This window comes from Mesorhizobium sp. P2_F8, from assembly GCF_056403655.1.
Window position 1 is genome coordinate 441,257 of the sequence record NZ_JBFUFB010000003.1, and the last position, 23,522, is coordinate 464,778.

Below are 23,522 nucleotides of genomic sequence, written 5' to 3' on the forward strand. Positions count from 1 at the left end.
TCATCAGCCGCTTCGAGCCCGATCGCGAGCCTTCTTGTCAAGGCAGCACCGGCCATGATTTCGGTCGGGTTGCTGCTGCTGGCTTGGGAGCTCTATGCCACTTATTCCGGCATCAAGTCGACGACACTGCCGGCGCCTTCGCGTGTGTTCGAGCAGGCGATGCTCAATCGCGAAGCGCTGGTCGACAATGCCATTCCGACCATCCGGGCCACGCTGATCGGCTTTGCCTTTTCGCTCAGCGCGGCCTTTGCGCTGTCGATGCTGGTCGACTTCTTCCGGCCGCTGCGGCGTGCGCTGTTTCCCGTCTTCATTGTCAGCCAGACCTTGCCGCTGGTGGCGATCGCGCCGCTGGTGGTGCTGTGGTTCGGCTTCGGGTTGATGCCCAAGATCATGCTGGTGGCGCTGGTCACCTTCTTTCCGATGCTGGTGGCGCTGGTGCAGGGCTACGAGGCGACGGAGGCCGAGATCGGGCAGATGCTGCGCGCCATGGGGGCAGGGCGCTGGCGCGTCTTCTTGTTGGCGCGACTGCCCTCGGCGCTGCCCTATTTCTTCGCCGGCCTGAGGATCTCCATCACCTATGCCGTGGTCGGCGCCATCTTCGCCGAATATGCCGGTGCCGCGAAGGGGCTGGGCATCTACATGCTCAACGCCAAGAACAATTTCCGCCCCGATCTGGTGCTGGCCGCCGTCGGTGTCAGCGCCGCGCTCACGCTCACTCTGTTTGGGCTGACGGTGCTCCTGCAGCGCCTTGCCATGCCCTGGGAACGGGCCGCCGGCCAGCACCCCGCCGGGACGGGGCCGTGGCGATGAGCCGGCTCGAACTGCGGCATGTGCGCAAGGCATTTGGCCGGCTCGACGTGCTCGCCGACATTTCGCTCAGCGTCGGTGCCGGTGAATTCGTCTCCATGCTCGGGCCGTCGGGCGCTGGCAAGTCGACGCTGTTCCAGCTTCTGACCGGCGCGCAGCACGGCGAGGGCGAGATGTTCTTCGACGGCACGCCGCTCGACGACCACGGCAGGCATTTCGCCTTTATGCCGCAGCGTGACGCGCTGATGCCGTGGCGACGCATCCTCGACAACACGACGCTTGGGCTCGAAGTGCAAGGCATCAGGCGCAAGGCGGCGCGGGCGCGCGTTGCGCCGCTGTTTGCCGAGTTCGGGCTTGCCGGCTTCGAACGGCATTTTCCGGCGCAGCTTTCGGGCGGCATGCGCCAGCGCGCGGCGCTGTTGCGCACCGTGGTGCAGGAGCGCGACATGCTTTTGCTCGATGAACCGTTCGGCGCGCTCGATGCACTGACCCGCACCGCCATGCAGCGCTGGCTCGAGCAGATGTGGCGGCGCCATCGCTGGACGGCACTGTTGATCACCCACGATGTGCGCGAAGCCGTCTTCCTGTCCGACCGCATCTATGTGCTGTCGGCGCGTCCGGCCARCATCGTCCGCGAAATCAAGGTGCCGCTGCCGCGCCCGCGCAGCCTTGGCGGCGCTGACGCGTTGCAGACAAGCGCAATCGAGGCCGAGATACTCGACATCCTGCTCAACCCCGAGCCCAACCCGCACTCATCCAAAGGACACGACCATGACTGACTTGACGCGCCGGCAGGCCTTGTTGCTCACCCTTGTCTCCGGTCTTCCGCTCGTGGCCGGAGCTGGCCATGCCCAAGCACAATCGGCTGCGCAAAAGGTCACCGTCGCCCTCGACTGGACGGTCAACACCAACCACATCGGGCTGTTCGTCGCCCGCGACAAAGGGTTCTATTCCGAAGCCGGGCTCGAGGTCGACATCCTGCCCTACAGCGATACCGGTGCCGGCACCCTGGTCGCCAACCGCGTCGCCGATTTCGGCATCAACGGCACCATCAGCCTGTTCACCCAGAAAACCGCCGGAGCCGACCTGAAGGGCGTCTATGCCGTCGTGCAATCCGAAACCGGCCGGCTGGTGTTCAACGCGGCACGCAGCGAGATAAAAAGTCCGAGGAACCTTGACGGCCTGACCTATGGCGGCTTCGGCAGCGCCTGGGAAAACGCCCTGATCGGCACTATCATCCGCCACGATGGCGGTAAGGGCAATTTCGAGACGGTGACACTCGGCACTTCAGCCTATGAAGCGCTGGCCAACGGTTCGGTCGATTTCACGCTGGAGGTCTCGACCTGGGAAGGTGTCGAAGCCGGGTTGAAAGGCGTCAAGCAGCGCAGCTTCGTCTACGCCGACTATGGCGTGCCTGATGAGCACACGACCCTGATCTCCTCGAGCGAGGCCTATCTCCAGGCAAACCCCAAACCTGCGGCCGCCTTCGTCCAAGCGACGCGGCGCGGCTACCAATTCGCCGTCGACCATCCCGATGCGGCTGCCGCACTTCTGATCGCCGCCAATAAGGACACATTGACAAATCCGGCGCTGATCGAAGCCTCGCTGAAGGCACTGATCGATGGCCACTATTTGCGCGGGGACAATGGCGCAATCGGCACGATGGATCCGACCAAGATGCACGCGATTGGCGACTACCTCTTCGCTGCGGGCATTCTGCGCGATGCCGATGGCAAAGTTCTGACGCAACGCCCTGAATTCGCGGAGTACTTCAGCAACTCAACTCTGGGGTAGGGAGCCAATCTGATTCTCGAAACTTCGAAGGACTCGCGTGGCGTGGCAGCTTCCCGTCAAACGCCCACGCATTGGCAGATTCCAGCTAATTCCTCGCGATCTCATAGAGCAGAGTGGTTATGCCGCCCGGGTTCACCCTGCAGCGACAAAGCGGCTGCGTAGAGTTTCGCCACGCGACAGGTGGCTCCGGTTTCCCGCGACATGACATGGTTGAGCACGGCCAATTGTGCACGCAGCGCCTCGGCGGCTTTGCTGTGGAGCCGAAGACAGCAGAGACGCGTATCTTTGGCTGGGGCCGGAGACATCCTGCTCGTGTTTCGCACGATCGTTGAAGGCGTTCGCTGGCGTCCGGAGACACATAAGCGCTTTACTGCCGATCTGATCTTCTTGATTAACCGTACGGCAATGGTTGCGTGCAAAGGTTGCCCCGAGGGATAACCGGGTGCTTGGCCTTGCTCATGTCAAAAATTGAAACCCTTTCGCACGTCAACGACGAAGGGATTTTGTCCGCAGCCCGAAAGCGGGAAATCCTGGTCGACCTGCGGGAAGGCTTCTTTCGGCTCTGCGCGCTGGCTTTCGCGGGGCTGTTTGTCTATCGCGGCATACACCACCTCATGCTCGACCCGACCCGTATCAATGTGGCACTGGTGGCGACGTCCGAGATCCTAACCTTTACCTGGCTGCTTTTGTCGCGGCGGCCGCAGGTTCGCGACTGGAACCCGCTCACGGTGATCGTATCCGTGATTGCCAGCTTCGGTGTCGGCTTCATCACCTTCGAGCCGGGCGTTGCCATCATCCCGGTCTATGTCGCCGCGCCGCTGCAAGCCCTGGCGTTGAGTTTCGTGATCTGGGGCAAGGCATCGCTGGGGCGTTCGTTCGCCATTCTGCCGGGCAATCGCGGCGTGATGACCGGGGGTGCCTACCGCCTGGTGCGACACCCGATCTATGCCGGCTATCTGGTCGGCCATGTCCTGTTCCTGCTGTCGGCCTTTTCCTTCTACAATCTCGCCGTCTACGCCGTCATCACGTTCTTCCAGGTGCATCGCATCCTGCGCGAAGAGGCGCTGCTTGCCGCCACGGCGGAATATCGGGACTATATGAAGCGCGTCCGCTACAGGCTGTACTACGGGATCGTCTGACAACAAGGCCTGTGCACAACGTCGTCGTTTTGTCGGCAATCGCGCAGGCAGCGTTTTGGCATGACCCGCCTTCTATTCCTGTCTGGCGCAAATTGACGTCATCGGGGCAGCCGTGACGCCAATGCGTTGCGTTTTGATGCGGACCTTTCGCTGACGGGCTCGGGGACCCATCGCGGCGGCCTGACCAAAAAGTTCATGCGGTCTCTGGCCTGGCGCCGCCTCGAACAAATTCCATAAAAATCGATTCTTAACAAACTTCGAAATACATATCGATCATAACGATCCGCTTCACATCGTTATCACGAAGATTGTACGTCAATTTTATTATTTTTATACTTTTACAATTTCAAAAATTAACACCATCAATCGCGCTGGCGAAGCGCTTTGTGAAACTTAAGTTCACTCCCTGCGTAGGTTAATTCGCAATCGGCCTCTGGCTGACTGCCTTATCTCAACGGCAACAGGGAGAGTGTTATGACTTTTTCGATCAAAACAGTCGCCAGTGTGTTGGCAAGTGGTGCGGTAGTCTTCGTTCTTTCGCTGCCAGCGTATACTGCAGGGCTCGGTCTTGGCGCAGGCGCCTCGGTGGGCGGTAGCGGCGGCGTCAATGCCGGCGTCGGTGCGTCGGTCGGCGGCGGCGTCAGTGCGGGCCTCGGCGCTTCCGTAGGCGGTAGCGGCGGCGTCAATGCCGGCGTCGGTGCGTCTGTCGGCGGAGGCGTCAGTGCGGGCCTCGGCGCTTCCGTAGGCGGTAGCAAAGGCGTCAATGCTGGTGCCGGTGCGTCGGTCGGCGGCACCGGAGGCGTCAGCGCAGGCCTCGGTGCTTCCGTAGGCGGCAGCAACGGAGTCAATGCCGGTGCCGGTGCCAATGTCGGCGGGTCTGGCGGCATCACGGCCGGCCTCGGCGCTAGTGTTGGTGGAACGGGTGGCGTCGGCGTCGGCGTTGGCGGTGGCGGCGGAACCAACCCGAGCACTCCCGACAATCTGGGCACACTAGCGAACCCGGGCAACCTCGGAACATCGGTCACTTCGAGACATCCGAACCTGCCGGGTGTCGTCGCTGATATGTCAGACAGTCAGGTGGCACGGTTGAAGAGGCGCTGCGTCGATGTCCTCGGCAGTTCCGAGGACTACGACCGCGACCTGCGCCAACTGTGCCTTTTGATCGCACGTCGCTGACGCCAAGAGCGCCGGGAGCGGACTGGCCGTGAGGCTTGAACCGCACTCTCCTGGCCTCAGTCCGGTCGGAAAGCCCGCCATCCCAGCGGGCTTTCCCCACACCTGCAAGATTGTTCCCGGGCGTCCGTCGTCGCTGCGGCGGCGGAACGCCATTGCGTCGAGAGCGTTTACATCTCGGCAACACGCGAATGGCGCGGTGTTCAGCTGGCGCAAAAGCGTACAAAAGGGAGCGGGAAGACCATGAGCTTGGGAACCATACTAATCATTATTCTTGTCTTAGCGCTGCTTGGGGGCTTCAGTGGCCTCGGTGGCGGTCCATTCTATGGCACTGGTTACTATGGCGGCGGCGGTCTGGGGCTCGTGCTGCTCATCATCATCGTGCTTGTCGTGCTCGGGCGGATCTAGCCGCTTGCTTGCCGAACCGATCGCAATCCCGTGACCGCGTCGATTCCGGCGCGCACCGGAATGTGAACTTCGCAAGCCGGCTTGTGATCCGGCTTGTTTGGAAAACTTTGTAAGGTGATCGCGGTCCACACCCCCCGTGGAAACAAGAGGAAAGGGTCCCACCCCTTGTCCTCCTCCAAGGCCCGCTCCGGTTCGCCCGTGGCGGGCTTTTGCTTGGCGGTCTAGGAAACCGGCTTGCCGCCGACATCGAGTGCGGGCCAGGGGCCGGGGCCGATCGATTACTCCATGTCAGGCACGTCGCCGCTGACGAACAGGGTGTTCGGCGGACCGTACTCGCCAAGTGTCGGGTCGGCCTCGCGGCTCCAGGCGATGACGCCGACATGTTTTGCCGCCAGCGCCCTGGCCGTGCGTATGGCACGGTCCTCGCTCTGCTGGTCGGCAGGGCCGAAGGCCGGAAACAACTCGCCGTCATCGCCGCGGTCGAACGCGACCACGACAATCAGTTTGGGACTTTTCTGGCCTTGGGAATCGGACATCTTGCACCTTCCTCAGGAAATCTATCACACTACAAGGAACTAGGTCGGCACGTTCGATTTCGGGAGGTGGCGTGGTGCAGGACCAGCGTTTCGATGAGCCGGTGCGGATTGCGCTCGGCCGGTCGCGAAACTCGATCTTCAACGTGGAGCGTGTCGCTCAGGCCGCCGACATTCTGATGAACCGCTGGCCGGTTGCGACAGGGCAAAGGCACATGGCAGCCCGTAAGGTCTGCCTGGCCGTGCTTGAGGGAAGGAAGGAAGCCTCGGCGGCACGAGCGGCGTTCATCAGCGCCGCAATCGAAGCGGATATCCTCGTTGAACCCCGTGAAGTGTCGATGCCGTCCGGCCAAAATTGAATCAAGACTTGGCTCTATGCTCTTGATTGATTGCGGTGTTTTCGGCGATCACGATCAGCTTTTCGGGTTCATGCCGCCCGGCCTGCCGACGCTTTGCAGGCACCTCCGCACCATTCGCTGGCCGTTTGGCTTGCCTTCGGCATCCCGTTGACACGGTACCCACGTCGATATATTGAACAGGACTATACAGGTTCACTAGACAGGTACGCATATGAAGCGGCGCGCGGTTCAACTGTCTCCCGGCACGGGCAAGCCCGAGCAGATCGCCACTGTTCTGGAGCATGAAATCCGCTCTGGCGTGCTCGGCTTCGGCGACCGCCTGCAAAGCGAGAACGAGCTGGTCCAGCGCTTCTCCGTCAGCCGCAACACGGTTCGTAAGGGCCTCGAGGAACTGTCCAGCCGGGGGCTGATCACCACCAAGGTCGGTATCGGTTCGTTCGTCACCTTTGACGGCATGCCGGTTGACGACGCGGTCGGCTGGTCGCGGGCGCTGGCCAACGCCGGCGCCAATGCCGAGACGCGAACGCTGCGGCTGGAAGTGATCGAGGACGCCGACCTGGCTGCCTGGCTTGGCATTGAGAGCCCGTTTTTCATCGCCGTCGACCGGGTTCGCACCAACGCCAGCGACGGCCATGCCATTTCCATCGAACGCAGCCGGCTGCCGCTGTCGCCGGAACTGGAGGACGTGCCGCTGCGCGGCCTGCGCGAGGGTTCGCTGCACCAGACGCTGCGCGACGCGGGGCTCATTCCTGACCATGGTGAGGAATGGGTCGAAATCGAGATGCTCAATGCCGAGGATGCCGCCATCCTCGGTTGTCCGCAAGGCTCGCCGTTCCTGCGCGGCCGGCGGTTGACCCGCGCCGCCGACGAGCGGCCGATCGAGTATGTCACCAGCCTGCTCAACCCGGCGCATTTCGCGCTGCATATGAGGTTCTGAGCGATGTCGGATGCAGCCAGCAAGGCGATCGACCGCGCCATGGGCGCACTTGTCGGCGGGGCGATTGGCGATGCGCTGGGCATGCCGACGCAACTCCTGTCGCCGGCCCGGATCGCCGAGCTTTATGGCCATGTCGACGATTTCGTCGCCCCGGTTGCCGACCATCCGGTGTCGAAAGGGCTGCTGGCCGGCACCGTCACCGACGACACCGAGCAGGCACTGCTGCTTGGCCGCATCCTTGTGGAGTCCGGTGACCGTTTCGACCATGCGCGCTGGGTCAACGCACTGCTCGACTGGGAGCGCGAGGTCAAAGCGCGCGGCAGCTACGATCTGCTGGGACCGTCGACCAAGCGCGCCATCGATGCCATCAACAATGGCGTGCCGGCGGAGGAAGCAGGGCGCGGCGGCGACACCAATGGTGCGGCGATGCGCATTGCGCCTGTCGGCATCATGATGCCGCTGGAGCCGCTCGACGCGCTGGTCGCCAAGGTGGCGGAGACCTGCCAGGCGACGCACAACACTTCGATCGCCATTGCTTCGGCCGCCGCAGTCGCTGCCGCCGTCAGCCGTGGCGTCGCCGGTGGTGGCTGGCGCGCCGCGTCCGACAGCGCCGTCGCGGCAGCGAGGCGCGGGGCCACGCTCGGCCATTGGGTGACCGGCGGCGACATCGCCGCGCGCATCGTCTGGGCGCAGGATATAGTGCGTGGCAAGGTGATGAAGGATGCGATCCGGCTGATTACCGATCTGGTCGGCACCGGCGTCGCCAGCCAGGAATCGGTTCCGGCCGCCTTCGCGGTGCTGGAAATCGCCGGCGGCGATCCGTGGCAAGCGGCCGTCATCAGCGCCAACCTCGGCGGTGACACCGACACGATCGGCGCCATCGCTGCCGGCATGGCGGGAGCCTGCACCGGCTTTTCCCGATTGCCGCAGCAGCATATCGCCAGGCTTGTCGGCATCGACATGTCGGACGTTCGCGCCCTTGCATCCGATCTCATGGCGGCGAGGGTTGCGAAAAAAGGTTCCGGCAAGGACGCGGCGGCATGAGCGGGCGCCTCGTCCATATCGGCAGTGCCGTGGTCGACTATGTCTACCGCATCGATGCCTTGCCGGCGCCCGGCACGGAGAAGACCGCATCGAGCTTCGCCCAGGTCGCCGGCGGCGGCTTCAACATGATGGTCGCGGCCAGCCGTACCGGCATGAAGGTGGTGTTCGGCGGCCAACTCGGCAGTGGACCGAACGGCGACTTCCTGCGGGCCGCTTTCGCCAACGAGGGCATCGAGACGCTGACGCCGCCATCGCCCTTGATGGATAGCGGCAATTGCGTCGCCATGATCTCGAGCGACGCCGAACGCACCTTCGTGTCGTGGCCAGGTGCTGAGAGCGTGCTCAGCCCCGACATGATGGCGCCCGTCTCGGTCACACCGGGTGACTGGGTGTTCACCTCCGGCTACACGCTGAGCTACCCGGCAAGCCGTGACGTGCTCACCGACTGGATCGAAACACTGCCGGCGGACACTCCCTTCGTCTTCGATCCGACGCCGGTGATATCGGACATTCCGCGCCTCATCCTGTCACGGGTGCTAGCCCGCACCACATGGCTAAGCTGCAACGCGACGGAAGCGGCCGAGATTGCCGGTCCGGGCGACGTTGAAACGGTTGCCGCGCGGTTGCTGGAAGTCCATTGCCCGAAAGCAGCCGGCGTGGTCATCCGCGCCGGGGCCAAGGGCTGTCACGTACGGCGGGCCGACTGCTCGGTGCAGACCGTTGCCGGCTTCAAAGTTTCCGCCATCGACACCAACGGCGCCGGCGACACACATATCGGCGCCTTCGTCAGCGCGCTGTCGCGCGGCATCCCGCCTTTCGAGGCAGCGCGCTATGCCAATGCAGCGGCGGCGGTTTCGGTGACCCGCCATGGCGGTTCTTCGGCGCCGACCGATCACGAGATCCAGACATTCCTGAGCCATGCCGCCGACCCGTCGGGCGCACAGGGCCGGACACAGAAGGCCAATGCATAACTGCCAGAAAGCCTGACAAGCCCGGGAAGCGGGCAAACACAGAGAGGAACCAACCATGCGCATGCCTGACTTGACTGCTCTTTTGACGGCGACCGCCGTATTTACCTCCGCACTTGCGTTTGCCGCCAAGGCCGACGAAGTGCATGTGCTCAACTGGAAGGGCTACGGAACCGACGAGCCGTGGGCCGTCGAGGCTTTCGAAAAGGCCACCGGCAACAAGGTCATCAACGACTTCTTCAATTCCGAACAGGAAATGCTGACCAAGATCCGGACCAATCCCGGCCTCTATGACGTCGTCATGATCAATGCCGCCTTCAACGACCAGGCGATGGACGGAAAGCTGATCCAGCCGATCGATACGTCCAAGTTGCCGAACTACGCCGACATCAGCAAGGACAAGGCGGGATCGCCGATGCTTGTCCATGACAGCAAGGTCTATGGCGTGCCATGGGTGTGGGGACTGACAGCGCTCGCCATCAACGAGAAATCCTTCGACAAGCCGCCGACCAGTATCGCCGAGATGTGGGATGCCGCCCACAAGGGCCGCGTCGTCATTCGTGACGACGCCGTCGAGGCGGTGCAGTTCGGCGCCATCGCCACCGGTCAGAACATAAACGACATCAAGGATATGGATGCGGTCAAGACCAAGCTCACCTCGCTGATGCCGCAGATCAAGACCTTCTGGAGCTCGGAGAACGACTGGAACCAGATGGTCGCCTCCAACCAGATCGACATCGGCACCTACTGGAGCGGTTCTGCCGACCGCGCCAAGACGCATTTCAAGCTCCCGGTCTCGCTGGTCGTGCCGCAGGAAGGCGCCGTCGCCTGGCTCGATGCCTTTTCCATTCCGGTCGGCGCCAAGAACGTCGCCGGCGCCGAGGCCTTCATCAACTACATGATCGACCCGAAATTCTATGTCGAATGGGTCACCAAGGTCGGCGCTCCGGTCTCGGCCAACACGAAGGCGGTGGAAGCGCTGCCCGAGGATGCCTTCAACCGCAAGGTGATGGGGGACCCCGAAGTGGCCAAGCGCATCCAGTTCCAGGCGCCGATTACCGACGCGCAGCGCGAAGCCTATCTGGCGCTGTGGCAGCAGCTCAAGGTCGACGTGAAATAAGGCCGACATCCGGGCCAGCCGGCGGTTCGCGCCGGCTGGTTCTTTCAATCCTGGGGAGGAGGGTATCATGGCAGCTTCGACAGCGTCGCGAAGCGGGCTGAGATCGGCATTGCCGCTGCTGGCGCCGGCCTATCTCTGGCTGACGGTGGCGATCTTCCTGCCGCTCTCGGCCATGGTCTTCTTCTCGTTCATGACCGAGCTGCCGCTGTCGGGGAAGCCGTGGGCGTTCACGCTCGGCAACTATGCCGCCTTCTTCTCGCAAAGCCTCTATCTGACACTGCTGCTCGCCTCGCTGCGGCTCGGCCTTGAAGTGACGCTGTGGTGCATCGTCATCGGCTATCCCGCGGCTTACGTGCTGGCCAAGGTGCTGAAGGGCCGCAGCCGCGAGGCGATCTTCCTGCTCGTCATCCTGCCGTTCTGGTCGAATGGCCTGGTGCGCATCTTCTCCTGGGCGATGGTTCTGCGCGAAGGCGGCATCCTCGACACGGCGCTCAACGCCGTGCTGCCGTTCAAGATCAATATCGACCTGATGTATTCCTATCCGGCCGTGATCATCGGGCTGGTGCATTCCTATGTGCCCTACATGGTGTTGACCTGCTACCTGACCCTGCAGGCGATCGACGACTCGCTGATCGAGGCCGGGCGCTCGCTCGGCGCCTCGCGGCTACAGGTGCTGAAGCGCGTGATCATTCCGCTGTCGATGCCCGGATTGGTGGCGGGCGCGGCGCTCATCTTCGTGCCGGTTGTCGGCTCGTTCATGGAGCCACGCATCCTCGGCGGCCGCACAGGCACCTTCTACGGCACGGTCATCGAGGACCAGTTCGTCGCCGTGTTCAACTGGCCGCTGGGTGCGGCGCTCTCCTTCATCCTGCTGGCCGTCGTGCTGGTGATCCTGGCGGCTGCCTCGCCAGTACTCAAGAGGGCCGCGTGATGGCGACAACCCGCGTCCTCGAATGGCTCGGCCGCCTTTACATCTGGCTGCTGCTGGCCTTTCTCTATTTGCCGATCATCATCATGGCGCTGATGTCGTTCAACGTCTCGCCCTTCTACCAATTGCCGTTCGAATGGACGACGGAGTGGTACGCATCGCTGTGGCAGAACGATCAGCTGATCGCCGCCACCTGGAACAGCGTCGAGATCGCAGTCATCACCACCATCGTCTGCACGGTGCTTGGCTCGGCGGCGTCGCTGGCGCTCTATCGTTATGAATTTCGCGGCAAGAAATTCCTGCAGGCGCTGCTTTTCCCGCCGATCGCCATTCCTTGGCTGATCACCGGCACGGCGATGCTGATCTTCTTCTTCGGCGTCGGCATCGGCCGCGGCCTGCATGCCATCCTGCTTGGCCATGTGGCGCTGGCGCTGCCCTATGTCATCGTCGTCGTTTCGGCCCGGCTGCAGACCTTCGCGCCGGAACTGGAAGAGGCGGCGCGCTCGCTCGGCGCCAACCAGTGGCAAGTGACGTGGCGTGTCACGCTGCCGTGGATCATGCCCGGCGTCATTGCCGGCGGGCTGTTCGCCTTCGCCGTCTCGTTCGACCAGTTCGTGGTGTCCTATTTCCTGGCGACGCCGGGGCAGACGACGCTGCCGGTCGAAATCTACGCCGCGATCCGCAAGGGCTTCACGCCCGAGATCAACGCGGTCTCGACAATCATCATTGTCGTGTCGATGGCACTGATGCTGCTCACGGCGCGCTTCTTCAAATTCGGCGGAGAGAAATAATGGCCGGCGTGCAGGTATCGAACGTCTCGCGCAGCTTCGGCGCGCACAAGGCGCTGGACGATGTCTCCATCGATTTCGCCGATGGCGGCTTCTATGCGCTGCTTGGGCCGTCGGGCAGTGGCAAGACCACGCTGCTGCGCCAGATCGCCGGGTTCGACTTTCCCGATTCCGGCCGCATTGCCATCGGCGGCGAGAGCGTCGAGCGGGTGCCGGTCGAGAAGCGCCGCATCGGCATGGTGTTCCAGAACTACGCGCTGTTTCCCAATATGAGCGTTGCCGACAATGTCGCCTTCGGCCTGTCGGTGCGCGGCGAGGCCAAGGCGGTGATTGCCGCCGAGGTGCAGGCCGCGCTCGATCTCGTGCAACTTGGCAAGCTCGGCGGCCGCCGCCCGCACCAGCTGTCGGGCGGCCAGCGCCAGCGGGTGGCGCTGGCGCGTGCCATCGTCACCAAGCCGCGCGTGCTGCTGCTCGATGAGCCGCTCGGCGCGCTCGACAAGGCGCTGCGCGTCGACATGCAGATCGAACTGAAGCGCATCCAGCGCGAGATCGGCATCACCACCATCTTCGTGACCCACGACCAGGAAGAGGCGCTGACGATGAGCGACCGCATCGGCATCTTGCGCGATGGCAGGCTGGTGCAGGAAGGGCCGCCGGAGGAAATTTATGACCGGCCAAAGAGCGAGTTCGCCGCCACTTTCCTCGGCGACGCCAACATCTTCCGCGGCGACACGACGGGCAGCGGCATCCGGCTGGCGGACGGCACGGCGATTGCCGCGGGCGCGGGCGCGACCCTTGCTGTCGGCGCCAAGGCGAGCTGCGCCGTGCGGCCTGAACGCATCCGCATTGCCACCGATGCCGGGGTTTCCAATGCCACCGACACGAACGTGCTCAAGGGCCAGGTTTCCAAGCGCATCTTCGCCGGCAACAACAGCACGTACTTCGTCGATCGTGCCGGCCAGACGCTCAAGGTCATTGTGCAGAACACCGGCATCGAGCGGCTGGCGGAAGGGCAGGACGTGGTGCTGCGCTGGTCGCCGGAGAGCACGGTGCTGATCGCTGCGGGCTGAGATCTGCAACGGGTCTTGCCAGACCGTTCGCAATCAGGGACAGCATAGCCGGGCAAGAGTCCGGAGTGGCGATGACCTTGGAACTAAGTGGGCGGGACCAGTCGATGCTCGATGGCGAGCAGGGCCAGTCGGCAGCCGCTGCGATGAAAATCCTGGTCGCGTTTTCCAATGCAGTTGGAGCCGGCAGCCTGCTCGATATTGCCGGGGCCCATATCGATGGCTGCCTTTACCACGGCAAGGCCGGGCTCGATTTCGTCGAACGGCTGGTCGAGGGCGGTGGCCGTGTCCGGGTGCCGACGACGCTCAATGTTGGTTCGTTAGATCTCATCCATCCCGGCATGGTGAAGATGCCGGCGGCGGAGGAAGTGCCGGCGCGGCGTCTGATGAAGGCGCATCTCGAACTCGGCTGCCAGGCGACGTTCACCTGCGCACCCTACCAGACGCGGTTCCGGCCGGGCTTCGGCGAGCAGATCGCCTGGGGTGAATCCAATGCCATCGTCTTTGCCAATTCGGTTATCGGCGCGCGCACCAACCGTTATGGCGATTTCATCGATCTCTGTTGCGCCATGACCGCGCGTGCGCCGGCCTGGGGCCTGCATCTGAGCGAGAACCGGCGCGGCCGCATCCTGTTCGACCTGGCCGTTCCTGAGCCGGAGCCGAACGACAGCCTGTTCGTCGGCGTCGGGCTGTTCATCGGGCAGGCAAGCGGCGATCGGATTCCGGTGATCGCCGGCCTGCCACAACCGCGTGACGAGGACCAACTGAAGGCGCTGGGTGCTGCGGCGGCAACCACCGGCGCGGTGGCGCTGTTCCATGCGGTCGGCATCACGCCAGAAGCGAAGACGCTCGATGAGGCGTTCCAAGGCCATGCGCCAGAGGCTTCGATCCGCATCAGCCGCGCCGACATCGATCAAGCGCTGGCCAGGCTATCAACCGTGCCTGATGGTGCGCCGCTGGCGGCCGTGTCACTGGGCACGCCGCACTTTTCCCGTGACGAATGGATGCGTCTGTTGCCGATGGTGCGCGAGATCGCGCCGGCCAGGCGTATCCCGATCTATGTCAACACCGGTCGCGCGACGCTGACGCGATTGCAGGAGGAGGGCGCGCTGGCTGGCATGGAGGGGTTCGGCTTGATCCCGGTCGCCGACACCTGCACCTATGTCACCTCGATCCTTGAGCGCCTGGACGGTGTGGTGATGACCAATTCCGGCAAATGGGCGCATTACGCGCCGGGCAATATCGGCGTGTCCGTCGCCTTCGCCGACATGAGGGATTGCATCCGCTCGGCTGCGATCGGGCATGTTGTGCGGAGTGCGTCATGATTTGGTCGACTGACACCGGGGTCGAGCGGTTCGGGACCTTCCAACTGGCCGGTGATGCCGAGGGCCAGGCGCTGGCTTTTTCGCAGCCGCTCAGCTTCTGGGGCGGCGTCGACGCCGAGACTGGCGACATCATTGACCATTCGCATCCCGGTCTCGGCCAGAATATCGCCGGCAAGATCTTGGTGATGCCGAGCGGGCGTGGCTCGTCCTCCTCATCCTCGGTTCTGGCCGAGGCGATCCGCAAGGGCACGGCACCTGCCGGCATTCTTCTGGAGCGGCCGGACCCGATCCTGGCGGTGGGCGCCATCGTCGCCGAATTCCTCTACGACATCCGCATGCCGCTGGTGGTGTGCGACATTGCCGGTGTCGCCTCCGGCGACCGGATCGCGATCAGTCTCGGCGTGGATGGCCGGTCGATCGTCAGCATCGGGAGACGCCCAGACTGAGTGCTGGAGTGCTGCCTCGCGTCGCCACTTCGAACAGACGGCGCGCGCTTATCAGCGCGGCCTTCGTCATTCCTGGTCTGAATCGTCGGTCGTCACACCCATGATGGGAAATGATGGTGTCGGCCTTGGCCGAGGCGCAGGCCATCGCGTTATATCCTGTCCTCCACGGGAGGAACGGATGGCAGGCACGGATTTCGAGCCGGATGTGAAGATTCGCACTAGGGAATACCGGATCGGCTGCGTCGGTGCCGGCATGATCATGGCCGAATGCCATCTCGCCGCCTATGCACAGGCCGGCTTCCCGGTGGTCGCGATCGCTTCTCGTACGAAAGCCAGCGCTGAAAAAGTGGCGGGGCGCTGGGGCATCCCAACCGTTCATGAGACGCCGGAACAGCTGATCGAGGACGACCGGGTCGAGATCGTCGATCTTGCCTTTCCGCCCGACCAGCAACCGGCGTTGATCCGCCATGCGCTGAAGCAGAAGCACATCAAGGCGATCCTGGCGCAGAAGCCATTGGCGCTGTCGGTAGAGGAAGCGGTCAGGCTGCGCGACGAAGCGGCAGRGTCCGGCAAGATCCTCTCGGTCAACCAGAACATGCGCTACGACCAGTCGATGCGCGTGCTGAAACAAATCATCGATAGTGGCGCGCTGGGCGACATCGTCTTCGCGCAGATCGACATGCATGCGATCCCGCACTGGCAGACTTTTCTTGCCGACTATGACCGGCTGACGCTCGCCAATATGAGCGTGCATCATCTCGACGTGCTGCGTTTCCTTTTCGGCGATCCGCAAGAGATCACGACGCTGACGCGCAAGGATCCGCGCACGAAATTCGACCATTCCGACGGCATCACCGTATCGACGTTGCGCTTCCCGTCGGGCGTGCTCGCCGTGTCGCTGGAAGACGTCTGGTCCGGCCCGCGCCAGGAGGGCTACAAGGACGACCAGCACATCAACTGGCGTGTAGACGGCACCAGGGGAGTCGCCAAGGGCACCATCGGCTGGCCGACGGGCGTGGCTTCGACCCTGACCTATGCCTCGGCCGAGACGACAGGCGGCGAATGGGTCAGTCCCAGATGGGACACGATGTGGTTCCCGCACGCCTTCATCGGCGTGATGGAACAGCTGCAGCACGCGGTGAAGATGGGCACGCCACCGGCGCTGTCCGTCGCCGATAACGTCAAGACAATGGCGCTGGTCGAAGCCGGCTACCGTTCCATGGCGGAGGGCCGCACGATCAAGCTGTCCGAGATATCGATCGACTGAACATCTGGCCGCAGAATAGCGTGGCGGCTGAATCGCTTACCGGGAGGAGTTCACATCATGATGCAGGCGGGTATCTTCACCGGCTATTTTCCTTATGGCCTCGAAGAGGTGGCCAGGCGCATTCGCGCGCTCGATTTCAACACGGTACAACTCGATCTGCATTTCAGGGATATCGACCTCTCGGCTGGGCAGATCACCAAGGATAAGGCGAGGACTGTGCGGGATACGTTCCGCGACCACAATCTGCCCGTCTGCTGCATTTCCGGCTACACCAACATCATCCACCCGGACAAGGTCGAGCGCGCCAAGCGCGTCGGCTATCTCAAGGAGATCATCCGCAACGCGCGCGAATTCGGCTCGCCTTACGTGATCTCGGAAACAGGCACCCACAACACCGAATCCGATTGGGTGCACCACCCCAGGAACAAGACTGAGGAAGGATTCGAGGAATGCCGTAAGGTGATCTCCGACCTTGCCCAGACGGCCTATGATCATGGGGCGGTCTTCCTGCTCGAAACTTATGTCAACAATGTCGTCGGTTCAGTCGAGGAAACGGTCAAGATGTTCGCGCAGGTCGACCATCCTGGTCTTGGCCTGCTGATGGATCCGACCAATTATTTCGAGGCGCACAATATCGACCGCATGGACCATGTGCTGAACCAGGTGTTCGACACGCTGACCGACAAGATCAGGATCGCGCATGCCAAGGATGTCAAGCGCTCCGGCAGCGACAAGTCGGAGAAGCACGCCGACATTGGCGATGACAATGCTTCGGAAGGCCTCACCTTTCGCGGCGTCGGAGAGATCGAATTGCCGGCGCCCGGCCTCGGTTCGCTCAATTATGATCTTTATCTCAAGCGGCTCAGCGAAAAGCACCCGAACATCCCGGTCATCATCGAGCATCTGACCGAGGACGACGTGCCACGCGCCAAGACATTCCTCGATGGAAAATTCCGCGCCAACGGCCTTTGAGGACCGCACGGGAGGCGACGATGGCGACGGTCAAGACAAAGCGCGACTACAGCCTGGTCGGTGAAAGCACGCGGATCGCGATCGAGACCGGGCTGGCCTCCGCCGAGTGGTATCACACGGACGTGCCGCGCAAGACTATGAAGGAACTGATGCAACGCTCCGATATGCCGGCGATCCGCGACACCCTCATCTGGATCGCCGCCATATTGGGCTCGGCTGCCGGCGGCATCTGGTTTTGGGGTTCATGGTGGTGCGTGCCGTTCTTCTGCGTCTACGGTGTGCTCTACGGCTCCTCCAGCGACTCGCGCTGGCACGAATGCGGCCACGGCACAGCCTTCCGCACCCGCTGGATGAACGACGTCGTCTACCAGATCGCCAGCTTCATGCTGATGCGCAATCCGGTCACCTGGCGCTGGAGCCATGCCCGACATCACACCGACACGATCATCGTTGGCCGCGACGCCGAGATCGCGGTGATGCGTCCGCCGGATCTGTTGCGCGCCGCACTTGCCTTCACCGGCGTCCTCGATTTCCGCTATTCGCTGCCGACGCTCGTGCGCAATGCGTTCGGCAAACTCTCGCCGGACGAGAAAAGCTTCGTGCCGGAGATGGAGCAGCACAAGGCGGTCATCGCCGCGCGCTGGCAGATCGCTATCTATCTCGCTGCGATCGCGCTGGCGCTCTGCCTCTGGTCGTTCCTGCCGCTGGTGCTGATCGGCCTGCCGCGCCTCTACGGCAGCTGGCACATGGTGCTGACCGGCCTGCTTCAGCATATCGGGCTGGCCGACAATGTCACCGATCATCGGCTGAACACGCGCACCGTCTACATGAACCCGATCAGCCGTTTCATCTATTGGAACATGAACTACCACGTCGAACATCACATGTTTCCGATGGTGCCCTATCATGCGCTGCCGAAGCTGCATGAGTTGATCAAGCATGATCTGCCGGAACCGAACCCTTCGATGTGGCATGCTTATCGCGAGGTCTGGCCGGTACTGATCAAACAGCTCCAGTACGAGGACTATTTCCTCGAGCGCGAATTGCCGCCGACGGCACGGCCGTACCGCGACGAATTCCATGCGCTGACCGTCCCGGCGGCAGCGGAATAGGGGAGAACCAGATGGCCGGCTGGGTTGAAGCGTGCGGCGTCGATGATGTCGAGGAAGAAGACGTCATCCGCTTCGACCATGGCGGTCGCACCTTCGCCATCTATCGCAGCCCGGATGACGAATTCTTCGCCACCGACGGCTACTGCACGCATGAGAAGGCGCATCTGGCTGACGGGCTGGTGATGGACGACATCATCGAATGTCCCAAGCACAATGGCCGCTTCAACTACAAGACTGGTGCCGCCAAGGGCGCACCGGTGTGCGTCAATCTCGCGACCTATCCGGTGAAGGTCGAGGCTGGCAAAGTGATGATCCAGATCGGCTGACCTGCCGTAGCACGTAACAGAGGGAATTCTTTCGATGAGCCGAAAAAGACCGACGGTGGCGGACCTGCGCGCCATGAAGGGCAAGCGCCAGCTGACGATGCTGCGCGTACTGACGATGGACGAGGCCGAGGCCGCCGAGCGGGCAGGGGTCGACATCGTCTCGGTGCCGCCCGAACTGGTGCTCAACCCGCAATACCGCGATGCGGCGCCCAGCCTGTTCACCATGCCGGGGGAGAATTTCTTCGAGATCGGCACGGCGGACGATTTCCTGCGCTGGGCCTTCCGGCTCTACAAGGCCGGCGCCGACGCGGTCTATTGCAGCGCCGGCTACGCCACGATCAAGCGGATGGCCGACGACGCCATCCCGATCATCGGCCATGTTGGCCTCATTCCATCGCGCGCCACCTGGACGGGCGGCTTCAAGGCTGTTGGCAAGACAGCCGACACCGCCATGGAGGTCTTCGCAGCGGTGAAGCAACTGGAGGCCGCCGGCGCCATCGGCGCGGAGATCGAAGTGGTGCCGGTCGAGGTGGCGAAGGCGATCTCGGAGCGGACGTCGCTGATCATGCTGTCGATGGGGGCGGGGACCGGCTGCGACGCGCAATATCTGTTCGCCGACGACATTCTCGGCCAGAACCGTGGGCACATGCCTCGCCACTCCAAGGTCTATCGCAATTTCGCCGCCGAATATGATCGTTTGCAGGCTGAGCGGATCGCGGCGTTCTCCGAATATGTCGCCGACGTCAACAGCCTGGCCTATCCCGAGGACAGGCATGTCGTGCACATGGATCCGGGTGAACTACGGCTGTTCCTCGACAAGGTCGGCCGGGCGTAAGGTCAGCTGCCAGGGTCCGTTGGCGAGCGCGGCGAAGAGCGCTTCGGCGTCGATGCCGAGTGGCCGATCCTCCTTCAGGCTAGGGACCAGCGCGCGTATCGCCGTGTGAATTGCGGCGGTGCGTGGCGCCAGGGTGAGCCCGTCGCGCAGGTCGACCGCCTGTGCCGCCGCCATCAATTCGAAGGCGATCAGCCGCCGCCACAGCGCGACCATCCCAGCGCATTTCGCGACAGCCAGCGGTGTCTGCGTGGCATGGTCCTCGACGCCTTCCGAGACGGCCAAGAAATCCAGCATCACTGGATTGGCCCTGTGGCGGATGGCGGCCAGGATCGATGTCGCCGTCTTCTGCAGAGGCACGAAGCCGGCCGAGGCGCCGCCGACCGGCGACAGATATTTCGGCAGGCCGTTACGGCCGGAGCCAGTAAGCTGGATGAAGCGGGCAGCGCTCGCGGCGGCACACTGGGCGATCGCCAGGCCGAGCGTTTCGAAGGCGAGCGACAGCGAGGCAGTGTGGAAATTGCCGGTCGACAGCACCAGCCCATCGTCGCTAAGCACCAGCGGGTTGTCGGCGGCGGCATTGAGTTCGATCTCGACGGCATGTCTCGCCTGGCCGATCGCCTCGATCAGCGCGCCATGGATCGAGGGCATGCAGCGGATCGACAGGGGATCTTGCAAGGTGGTCGGCGCCGGTGCCTCGTCGCGGGCGAGCAGATATTGCAAGGCCTTGGCCGCTTCCTGCTGGCCGGCCGCCGGCCGCGCCATATGCAGGCGCGGGTCGAGGATGGTGCGATTGGCGCCGATACCTTCCATGGTCAGCGCGCCGGCCTGGTGCTGCTGGGCAAGGGCGGACAGCGCATCCGTCACCACGAGCGCACCGCTGCCCGCTGAAACAGCCGAAGCGTTAATCAGCGACAGCCCGTCCTTGGGCGCCAGGCTGATGGGGACGAGGCGGGCCATCATCAACGCCTTGGCCGCCGGCATGCGCCGGCCCTGATAGTCGGCGTCTCCTTCGCCGGTCAGCAGGCGGGCAAGCGCCGTCATCAGCACCAGATCGCCGGCGCCGATCGAGCCGAGCGACGGCATCACCGGGTGGACGCCGGCATTGAGCGCGTCGACCAAAGCGACAAACACGGTGGGCGAAAGTCCGGAGCCTCCCGTTGAAAGCATCGCCGCGCGGGCAAACATAGTTGCCCGCACGGTCTCGACCGGTAGCGCTTCGCCGACCGCGCCGCTGCGTCCTTCCAGCAGCTGGCGCTGGAAGGCGTTGGCGTCGCCCTCGACCGTCGTGCCGAGATTGGCGCCGAGCCCGGTGTTGAGGCCATAGATCTGCTGGCCGGAGGCGGCGGACTGGTCGAGCACTGTTCGCGCCTTCTGCAGCCTGCCGAGGACATCGGATCGGACCTCCACCTTGCGCGCTTCGCGGGCCACAGCGGCGACATCCGCAGTACCCACGCCGGCTCCGATGAGGACGAGCGCACTCATGCGAAGCGCAGCCGCTGGCCGATGCCTTGCGCCCGCGCCTTGGCCAGCATCGCCTTGCCCAACGCAATGTCGGACAGCGACAGGCCGCGGTGCCAGAACAGGATCGTCTCGCTGTCATTCTCTCGTCCGGCCTTGAGACCGGCGGCGATCTGGCCAAGCTCGGCATGCAGCGTCTTTTCGCTCAGCCGCCCGGTCTCGACATGGGCGCGCAGCGAGCCGAACTTGCCGCCCTTGCACTGGCCCCAATCGTCGACGACCATCTTCTGCATGATGTCGGTCAGCGACAGCTCCACGGCGCTCATGGTGCCGTAGGGCACGACCAGCGCGCCGGGCTTGATCCATTCGGTCTTCAACAAGGGCTGCGGTTCCGGCAGCCGCGAGGCCTCGACCACGATGTCGGCGCCTTCGACACAGCTCTTCCAGTCGGCCACAGCGGTGACACCCTTGCCGAGATCGGCGGAGAGTTTTGCGGCGAAACCGTCGCGGCTTTCCGGGCGGCGCGAATGGACGCGGATTTCGCCGAAGTCGAAGATATGGTCGAGCAGGCGTACGTTCCAGTAGGCGGTGCCGCGCGCGCCGATATGGGCCAGCACTTTTGAGCCCTTGCGCGCCAGATGCTTGGCGCCGATGGCGGTGACGGCACCGGTGCGCATGTCGGTGATGACGGTGGCGTCGAGGATGGCGCGCGGCGTGCCGGTGCGCGGATCGAACAGATTGAGGATGCCGAATTCCGAGGGCAGGCCGTGCAGGTAGTTGTCGACATAGTCGCCGACGATCTTGACGCCGGCGGTGTCGAGCGGCGCGACGTAGCCGCGCAGGACATTGAAATGGCCGTGGAAGGACGGGTCCGGTTCGAGATGGACGCGCGGCTCGATCACCGTCTGGCCATTGCCTTGCGCCACCAGGCCGGCCTCGACGGCGGCAATGATTTCACCATCGGACATGGCAAGGGCGTCGATATCGAGGGCATTGAGATAGTCGATATAGATGGGTTTCATCTGCTGCGTGCACTTTCCCCGGTCGCCTCTCATCCATAACAGGCCGTGACGCGACACGAAAGTTTGTTACGCCGTCTATGGACGCGGCCGGCTAATTGCTGTTCAAACCGGTTCCGTCATGACTGCCATTCCCGACACTGATGCCTTACCCGAAACGGCCACCAATGCGCGGCGCGTGGCGCTGATTGTCGCCATCGCCTTCTTCATGCAGTTGCTTGATTCGACGATCATCTCGACATCGCTGCCGCAGATGGGCGCTTCCTTCGGCGTGCCGGCGGTGGCGATGAGCATCGGCATCACCGTTTACATGCTGACCATGGCAGTGTTCGTGCCGCTGTCGGGCTGGCTCGCCGACCGGTTCGGTGCGCGCAATATCTTCCTGCTGGCAATCATCCTTTTCACATTGGCCTCGCTCGCCTGCGGCTTCTCGCAAAACCTGACCCAGTTCGTCGCCGCACGTGTCGTGCAAGGGCTGGGCAGCGCACTGATGACGCCGGTCGGCCGCATTCTCGTCTTGCGCAATGCATCGAAGTCCGAGCTGCTCAACGCCACCGCGCTGATCACCTGGCCGGCACTGTTCGCGCCGGTGGTCGGGCCGGTGCTGGGCGGCTTCATCACCACCTATCTGTCCTGGCACTGGAATTTCTTCATCAACATCCCGCTCGGCGTAATCGGGCTGGCGCTGGTCGCCCGCTTCATTCCCGGCGACCGCGAGGCCAACCCAAAACCGCTAGACTGGCCGGGTTTTTTCCTGACATCGGCGGGACTTGCTTGCCTTCTGTACGGGCTCGAACGCATCGCGCATCCAGAAGACGGTGTCTTGCCGACGGTGGCGCTCATCGCCTTCGGTGTCGCCATCGGCTGGCTGGCGGTGCGCCATCTCAGGCGCGCACCGCATCCGCTGCTCGACCTCTCATCGTTCAAGGTGCTGACCTTCGCCATCTCGACGCTTGCCGCCGGCACCAATTTCCGGGTGGCGATCAACGCCACGCCGTTCCTGTTGCCGCTTCTGTTCCAGGTCGGCTTCGGTCTCAGCCCCGTCGATGCCGGCATGATGATCCTGGCCTATTTCCTCGGCAATCTCGGCATGAAGACGGTGACGACGCCGACGTTGCGGCGCTTCGGCTTTCGATCTGTGCTGGTCGTCAACGGCCTGATCGCCTCGGCGTCGATCATGGCGTGCGCGGCGATCTCACCGCAGACGCCGCAAGCGCTAGTGATCCTACTGATGCTGATCGCCGGCCTGTCGCGCTCGATGCAGTTCACCGCCCTCAACACGCTGGCCTTCGCCGATATCGACGCGGCGCAACGCAGTTCGGCCGCGACACTGTCCAGCATGCTGCAGCAAGTGGCGATGCTGTTCGGCGTCGCGGTGGCGGCGGCGATCCTCAACCTGTCGCAGATCGCCAGGGACCGGCCGGCGCTCGACCTCGTCGATTTTCGCATCGCCTTTCTGGCGATCGGCGCCATCGGGCTGGTGGCGGCGTTGCGCTTCCTCGCGCTGCCACCAGGTGCGGGTGCCGAGGTTTCCGGCCACGCACGGGGGAACTGAAATCGAATTCTTCCACCTGATGCGGAGATAAATTCCGCCTTGCCCTTTCGCCTTGGTCGGTGCTTTCGCAAGCGATCGCATTGACGCAATCATTTGCTAAAAATCCAGGCTTTTCCGGGCATTGCGCCAGTTTTGGCAATCG

The 23,522-nt window shown here is 63.4% G+C and carries 25 protein-coding genes; 22 read left to right on the forward strand and 3 right to left on the reverse strand.

The window, feature by feature from the left end:
- The first annotated feature begins 54 nt into the window (after positions 1-54).
- The 6 genes from AC1DZP_RS09525 to AC1DZP_RS09550 all read left to right on the forward strand — a co-directional run bounded on the left by AC1DZP_RS09525 (position 55) and on the right by AC1DZP_RS09550 (position 5,321).
- Positions 55-810: an ABC transporter permease gene (locus AC1DZP_RS09525; protein ID WP_095091792.1), complete on the forward strand. Its 756-nt coding sequence runs from the start codon at positions 55-57 to the stop codon at positions 808-810.
- On the forward strand, positions 807-1,586 hold the full coding sequence (locus tag AC1DZP_RS09530; protein WP_477301823.1) for an ABC transporter ATP-binding protein: 780 nt from the start codon (positions 807-809) through the stop codon (positions 1,584-1,586). Before AC1DZP_RS09525 ends, AC1DZP_RS09530 begins: the two co-directional genes overlap by 4 nt.
- Complete coding sequence (locus AC1DZP_RS09535) at positions 1,579-2,601, forward strand: ABC transporter substrate-binding protein (protein WP_457151269.1); 1,023 nt, start codon at positions 1,579-1,581, stop codon at positions 2,599-2,601. Before AC1DZP_RS09530 ends, AC1DZP_RS09535 begins: the two co-directional genes overlap by 8 nt.
- A 458-nt stretch (positions 2,602-3,059) precedes the next feature.
- Positions 3,060-3,740 carry a methyltransferase family protein gene (locus AC1DZP_RS09540; protein ID WP_477301826.1) on the forward strand — a complete coding sequence of 227 codons (681 nt, stop codon included), beginning with the start codon at positions 3,060-3,062 and terminating at the stop codon, positions 3,738-3,740.
- Positions 3,741-4,214: 474 nt separating this feature from the next.
- Complete coding sequence (locus tag AC1DZP_RS09545) at positions 4,215-4,916, forward strand: hypothetical protein (RefSeq protein WP_477301828.1); 702 nt, start codon at positions 4,215-4,217, stop codon at positions 4,914-4,916.
- Between the two features lie 240 nt (positions 4,917-5,156).
- Positions 5,157-5,321: a DUF3309 family protein gene (locus tag AC1DZP_RS09550; RefSeq protein ID WP_457151266.1), complete on the forward strand. Its 165-nt coding sequence runs from the start codon at positions 5,157-5,159 to the stop codon at positions 5,319-5,321.
- 278 nt (positions 5,322-5,599) lie between these two features.
- On the opposite strand, the gene AC1DZP_RS09555 is transcribed toward AC1DZP_RS09550, so the two are convergent.
- The gene (locus AC1DZP_RS09555; RefSeq protein ID WP_095091414.1) at positions 5,600-5,857 is read right to left on the reverse strand and encodes a hypothetical protein; all 258 of its coding nucleotides are present in this window, start codon (positions 5,855-5,857) and stop codon (positions 5,600-5,602) included.
- 71 nt (positions 5,858-5,928) lie between these two features.
- Between AC1DZP_RS09555 and AC1DZP_RS09560 the strand changes: the two genes are divergently transcribed.
- The 15 genes from AC1DZP_RS09560 (at position 5,929) to AC1DZP_RS09630 (ending at position 19,348) form a co-directional block, all read left to right on the forward strand.
- Positions 5,929-6,213 (forward strand): DUF982 domain-containing protein, encoded by a 285-nt coding sequence (locus tag AC1DZP_RS09560; protein WP_477301830.1) that lies wholly within the window; start codon positions 5,929-5,931, stop codon positions 6,211-6,213.
- Positions 6,214-6,424: 211 nt separating this feature from the next.
- A complete protein-coding gene (locus AC1DZP_RS09565) occupies positions 6,425-7,150 on the forward strand; it encodes a GntR family transcriptional regulator (RefSeq protein WP_477301832.1) in 726 nt (241 codons plus the stop codon).
- A 3-nt stretch (positions 7,151-7,153) separates the two neighbouring features.
- On the forward strand, positions 7,154-8,194 hold the full coding sequence (locus AC1DZP_RS09570; RefSeq protein WP_477301834.1) for an ADP-ribosylglycohydrolase family protein: 1,041 nt from the start codon (positions 7,154-7,156) through the stop codon (positions 8,192-8,194).
- Complete coding sequence (locus AC1DZP_RS09575) at positions 8,191-9,165, forward strand: PfkB family carbohydrate kinase (protein WP_477301836.1); 975 nt, start codon at positions 8,191-8,193, stop codon at positions 9,163-9,165. Before AC1DZP_RS09570 ends, AC1DZP_RS09575 begins: the two co-directional genes overlap by 4 nt.
- Before the next feature lie 55 nt (positions 9,166-9,220).
- A complete protein-coding gene (locus AC1DZP_RS09580) occupies positions 9,221-10,282 on the forward strand; it encodes an ABC transporter substrate-binding protein (protein ID WP_477301838.1) in 1,062 nt (353 codons plus the stop codon).
- A 67-nt stretch (positions 10,283-10,349) separates the two neighbouring features.
- On the forward strand, positions 10,350-11,213 hold the full coding sequence (locus AC1DZP_RS09585) for an ABC transporter permease (protein WP_477301840.1): 864 nt from the start codon (positions 10,350-10,352) through the stop codon (positions 11,211-11,213).
- Positions 11,213-12,001: an ABC transporter permease gene (locus AC1DZP_RS09590; protein WP_095091420.1), complete on the forward strand. Its 789-nt coding sequence runs from the start codon at positions 11,213-11,215 to the stop codon at positions 11,999-12,001. Before AC1DZP_RS09585 ends, AC1DZP_RS09590 begins: the two co-directional genes overlap by 1 nt.
- Complete coding sequence (locus AC1DZP_RS09595) at positions 12,001-13,068, forward strand: ABC transporter ATP-binding protein (RefSeq protein WP_477301842.1); 1,068 nt, start codon at positions 12,001-12,003, stop codon at positions 13,066-13,068. The genes AC1DZP_RS09590 and AC1DZP_RS09595 overlap by 1 nt, the downstream gene beginning before the upstream one ends.
- A gap of 71 nt (positions 13,069-13,139) precedes the next feature.
- Positions 13,140-14,390, forward strand: a complete 1,251-nt coding sequence (locus AC1DZP_RS09600) for an aconitase X (protein ID WP_477301844.1) — start codon at positions 13,140-13,142, stop codon at positions 14,388-14,390.
- Complete coding sequence (locus AC1DZP_RS09605; RefSeq protein ID WP_477301846.1) at positions 14,387-14,836, forward strand: aconitase X swivel domain-containing protein; 450 nt, start codon at positions 14,387-14,389, stop codon at positions 14,834-14,836. Before AC1DZP_RS09600 ends, AC1DZP_RS09605 begins: the two co-directional genes overlap by 4 nt.
- 178 nt (positions 14,837-15,014) lie before the next feature.
- Entirely contained in the window at positions 15,015-16,103 is a 1,089-nt protein-coding gene (locus AC1DZP_RS09610) for a Gfo/Idh/MocA family protein (protein ID WP_477301848.1), read from the forward strand.
- A 57-nt stretch (positions 16,104-16,160) separates the two neighbouring features.
- Entirely contained in the window at positions 16,161-17,075 is a 915-nt protein-coding gene (locus tag AC1DZP_RS09615) for a sugar phosphate isomerase/epimerase family protein (RefSeq protein ID WP_477301850.1), read from the forward strand.
- 20 nt (positions 17,076-17,095) lie between these two features.
- Positions 17,096-18,187, forward strand: coding sequence for a fatty acid desaturase family protein (locus tag AC1DZP_RS09620; RefSeq protein WP_477301852.1), 1,092 nt, complete (start codon positions 17,096-17,098; stop codon positions 18,185-18,187).
- Positions 18,188-18,198: 11 nt separating this feature from the next.
- Positions 18,199-18,513: a MocE family 2Fe-2S type ferredoxin gene (locus tag AC1DZP_RS09625; protein ID WP_095091427.1), complete on the forward strand. Its 315-nt coding sequence runs from the start codon at positions 18,199-18,201 to the stop codon at positions 18,511-18,513.
- Between the two features lie 34 nt (positions 18,514-18,547).
- On the forward strand, positions 18,548-19,348 hold the full coding sequence (locus AC1DZP_RS09630) for a 3-methyl-2-oxobutanoate hydroxymethyltransferase (RefSeq protein ID WP_477301854.1): 801 nt from the start codon (positions 18,548-18,550) through the stop codon (positions 19,346-19,348).
- On the opposite strand, the gene AC1DZP_RS09635 is transcribed toward AC1DZP_RS09630, so the two are convergent.
- Positions 19,313-20,830, reverse strand: coding sequence for an HAL/PAL/TAL family ammonia-lyase (locus AC1DZP_RS09635; protein WP_477301856.1), 1,518 nt, complete (start codon positions 20,828-20,830; stop codon positions 19,313-19,315). The genes AC1DZP_RS09630 and AC1DZP_RS09635 overlap by 36 nt on opposite strands.
- Positions 20,827-21,828, reverse strand: coding sequence for an ornithine cyclodeaminase family protein (locus AC1DZP_RS09640; protein WP_477301858.1), 1,002 nt, complete (start codon positions 21,826-21,828; stop codon positions 20,827-20,829). Before AC1DZP_RS09640 ends, AC1DZP_RS09635 begins: the two co-directional genes overlap by 4 nt.
- Before the next feature lie 118 nt (positions 21,829-21,946).
- Between AC1DZP_RS09640 and AC1DZP_RS09645 the strand changes: the two genes are divergently transcribed.
- Complete coding sequence (locus AC1DZP_RS09645) at positions 21,947-23,380, forward strand: DHA2 family efflux MFS transporter permease subunit (RefSeq protein ID WP_477301860.1); 1,434 nt, start codon at positions 21,947-21,949, stop codon at positions 23,378-23,380.
- The last annotated feature ends 142 nt before the right edge of the window (positions 23,381-23,522 follow it).

Bases quoted from the DNA above. Each gene is read 5' to 3' on its own strand.
- AC1DZP_RS09575 (WP_477301836.1), top strand. From the start codon at position 8,191: ATGAGCGGGCGCCTCGTCCATATCGGCAGTGCCGTGGTCGACTATGTC.
- AC1DZP_RS09580 (WP_477301838.1), top strand. From the start codon at position 9,221: ATGCGCATGCCTGACTTGACTGCTCTTTTGACGGCGACCGCCGTATTT.
- AC1DZP_RS09525 (WP_095091792.1), top strand. From the start codon at position 55: ATGATTTCGGTCGGGTTGCTGCTGCTGGCTTGGGAGCTCTATGCCACT.
- AC1DZP_RS09630 (WP_477301854.1), top strand. From the start codon at position 18,548: ATGAGCCGAAAAAGACCGACGGTGGCGGACCTGCGCGCCATGAAGGGC.
- AC1DZP_RS09645 (WP_477301860.1), top strand. From the start codon at position 21,947: ATGACTGCCATTCCCGACACTGATGCCTTACCCGAAACGGCCACCAAT.
- AC1DZP_RS09535 (WP_457151269.1), top strand. From the start codon at position 1,579: ATGACTGACTTGACGCGCCGGCAGGCCTTGTTGCTCACCCTTGTCTCC.
- AC1DZP_RS09585 (WP_477301840.1), top strand. From the start codon at position 10,350: ATGGCAGCTTCGACAGCGTCGCGAAGCGGGCTGAGATCGGCATTGCCG.
- AC1DZP_RS09550 (WP_457151266.1), top strand. From the start codon at position 5,157: ATGAGCTTGGGAACCATACTAATCATTATTCTTGTCTTAGCGCTGCTT.
- AC1DZP_RS09620 (WP_477301852.1), top strand. From the start codon at position 17,096: ATGGCGACGGTCAAGACAAAGCGCGACTACAGCCTGGTCGGTGAAAGC.
- AC1DZP_RS09540 (WP_477301826.1), top strand. From the start codon at position 3,060: ATGTCAAAAATTGAAACCCTTTCGCACGTCAACGACGAAGGGATTTTG.
- AC1DZP_RS09595 (WP_477301842.1), top strand. From the start codon at position 12,001: ATGGCCGGCGTGCAGGTATCGAACGTCTCGCGCAGCTTCGGCGCGCAC.
- AC1DZP_RS09590 (WP_095091420.1), top strand. From the start codon at position 11,213: ATGGCGACAACCCGCGTCCTCGAATGGCTCGGCCGCCTTTACATCTGG.
- AC1DZP_RS09625 (WP_095091427.1), top strand. From the start codon at position 18,199: ATGGCCGGCTGGGTTGAAGCGTGCGGCGTCGATGATGTCGAGGAAGAA.
- AC1DZP_RS09555 (WP_095091414.1), bottom strand. From the start codon at position 5,857: ATGTCCGATTCCCAAGGCCAGAAAAGTCCCAAACTGATTGTCGTGGTC.
- AC1DZP_RS09565 (WP_477301832.1), top strand. From the start codon at position 6,425: ATGAAGCGGCGCGCGGTTCAACTGTCTCCCGGCACGGGCAAGCCCGAG.
- AC1DZP_RS09635 (WP_477301856.1), bottom strand. From the start codon at position 20,830: ATGAGTGCGCTCGTCCTCATCGGAGCCGGCGTGGGTACTGCGGATGTC.
- AC1DZP_RS09570 (WP_477301834.1), top strand. From the start codon at position 7,154: ATGTCGGATGCAGCCAGCAAGGCGATCGACCGCGCCATGGGCGCACTT.
- AC1DZP_RS09615 (WP_477301850.1), top strand. From the start codon at position 16,161: ATGATGCAGGCGGGTATCTTCACCGGCTATTTTCCTTATGGCCTCGAA.
- AC1DZP_RS09600 (WP_477301844.1), top strand. From the start codon at position 13,140: ATGACCTTGGAACTAAGTGGGCGGGACCAGTCGATGCTCGATGGCGAG.
- AC1DZP_RS09545 (WP_477301828.1), top strand. From the start codon at position 4,215: ATGACTTTTTCGATCAAAACAGTCGCCAGTGTGTTGGCAAGTGGTGCG.
- AC1DZP_RS09640 (WP_477301858.1), bottom strand. From the start codon at position 21,828: ATGAAACCCATCTATATCGACTATCTCAATGCCCTCGATATCGACGCC.
- AC1DZP_RS09605 (WP_477301846.1), top strand. From the start codon at position 14,387: ATGATTTGGTCGACTGACACCGGGGTCGAGCGGTTCGGGACCTTCCAA.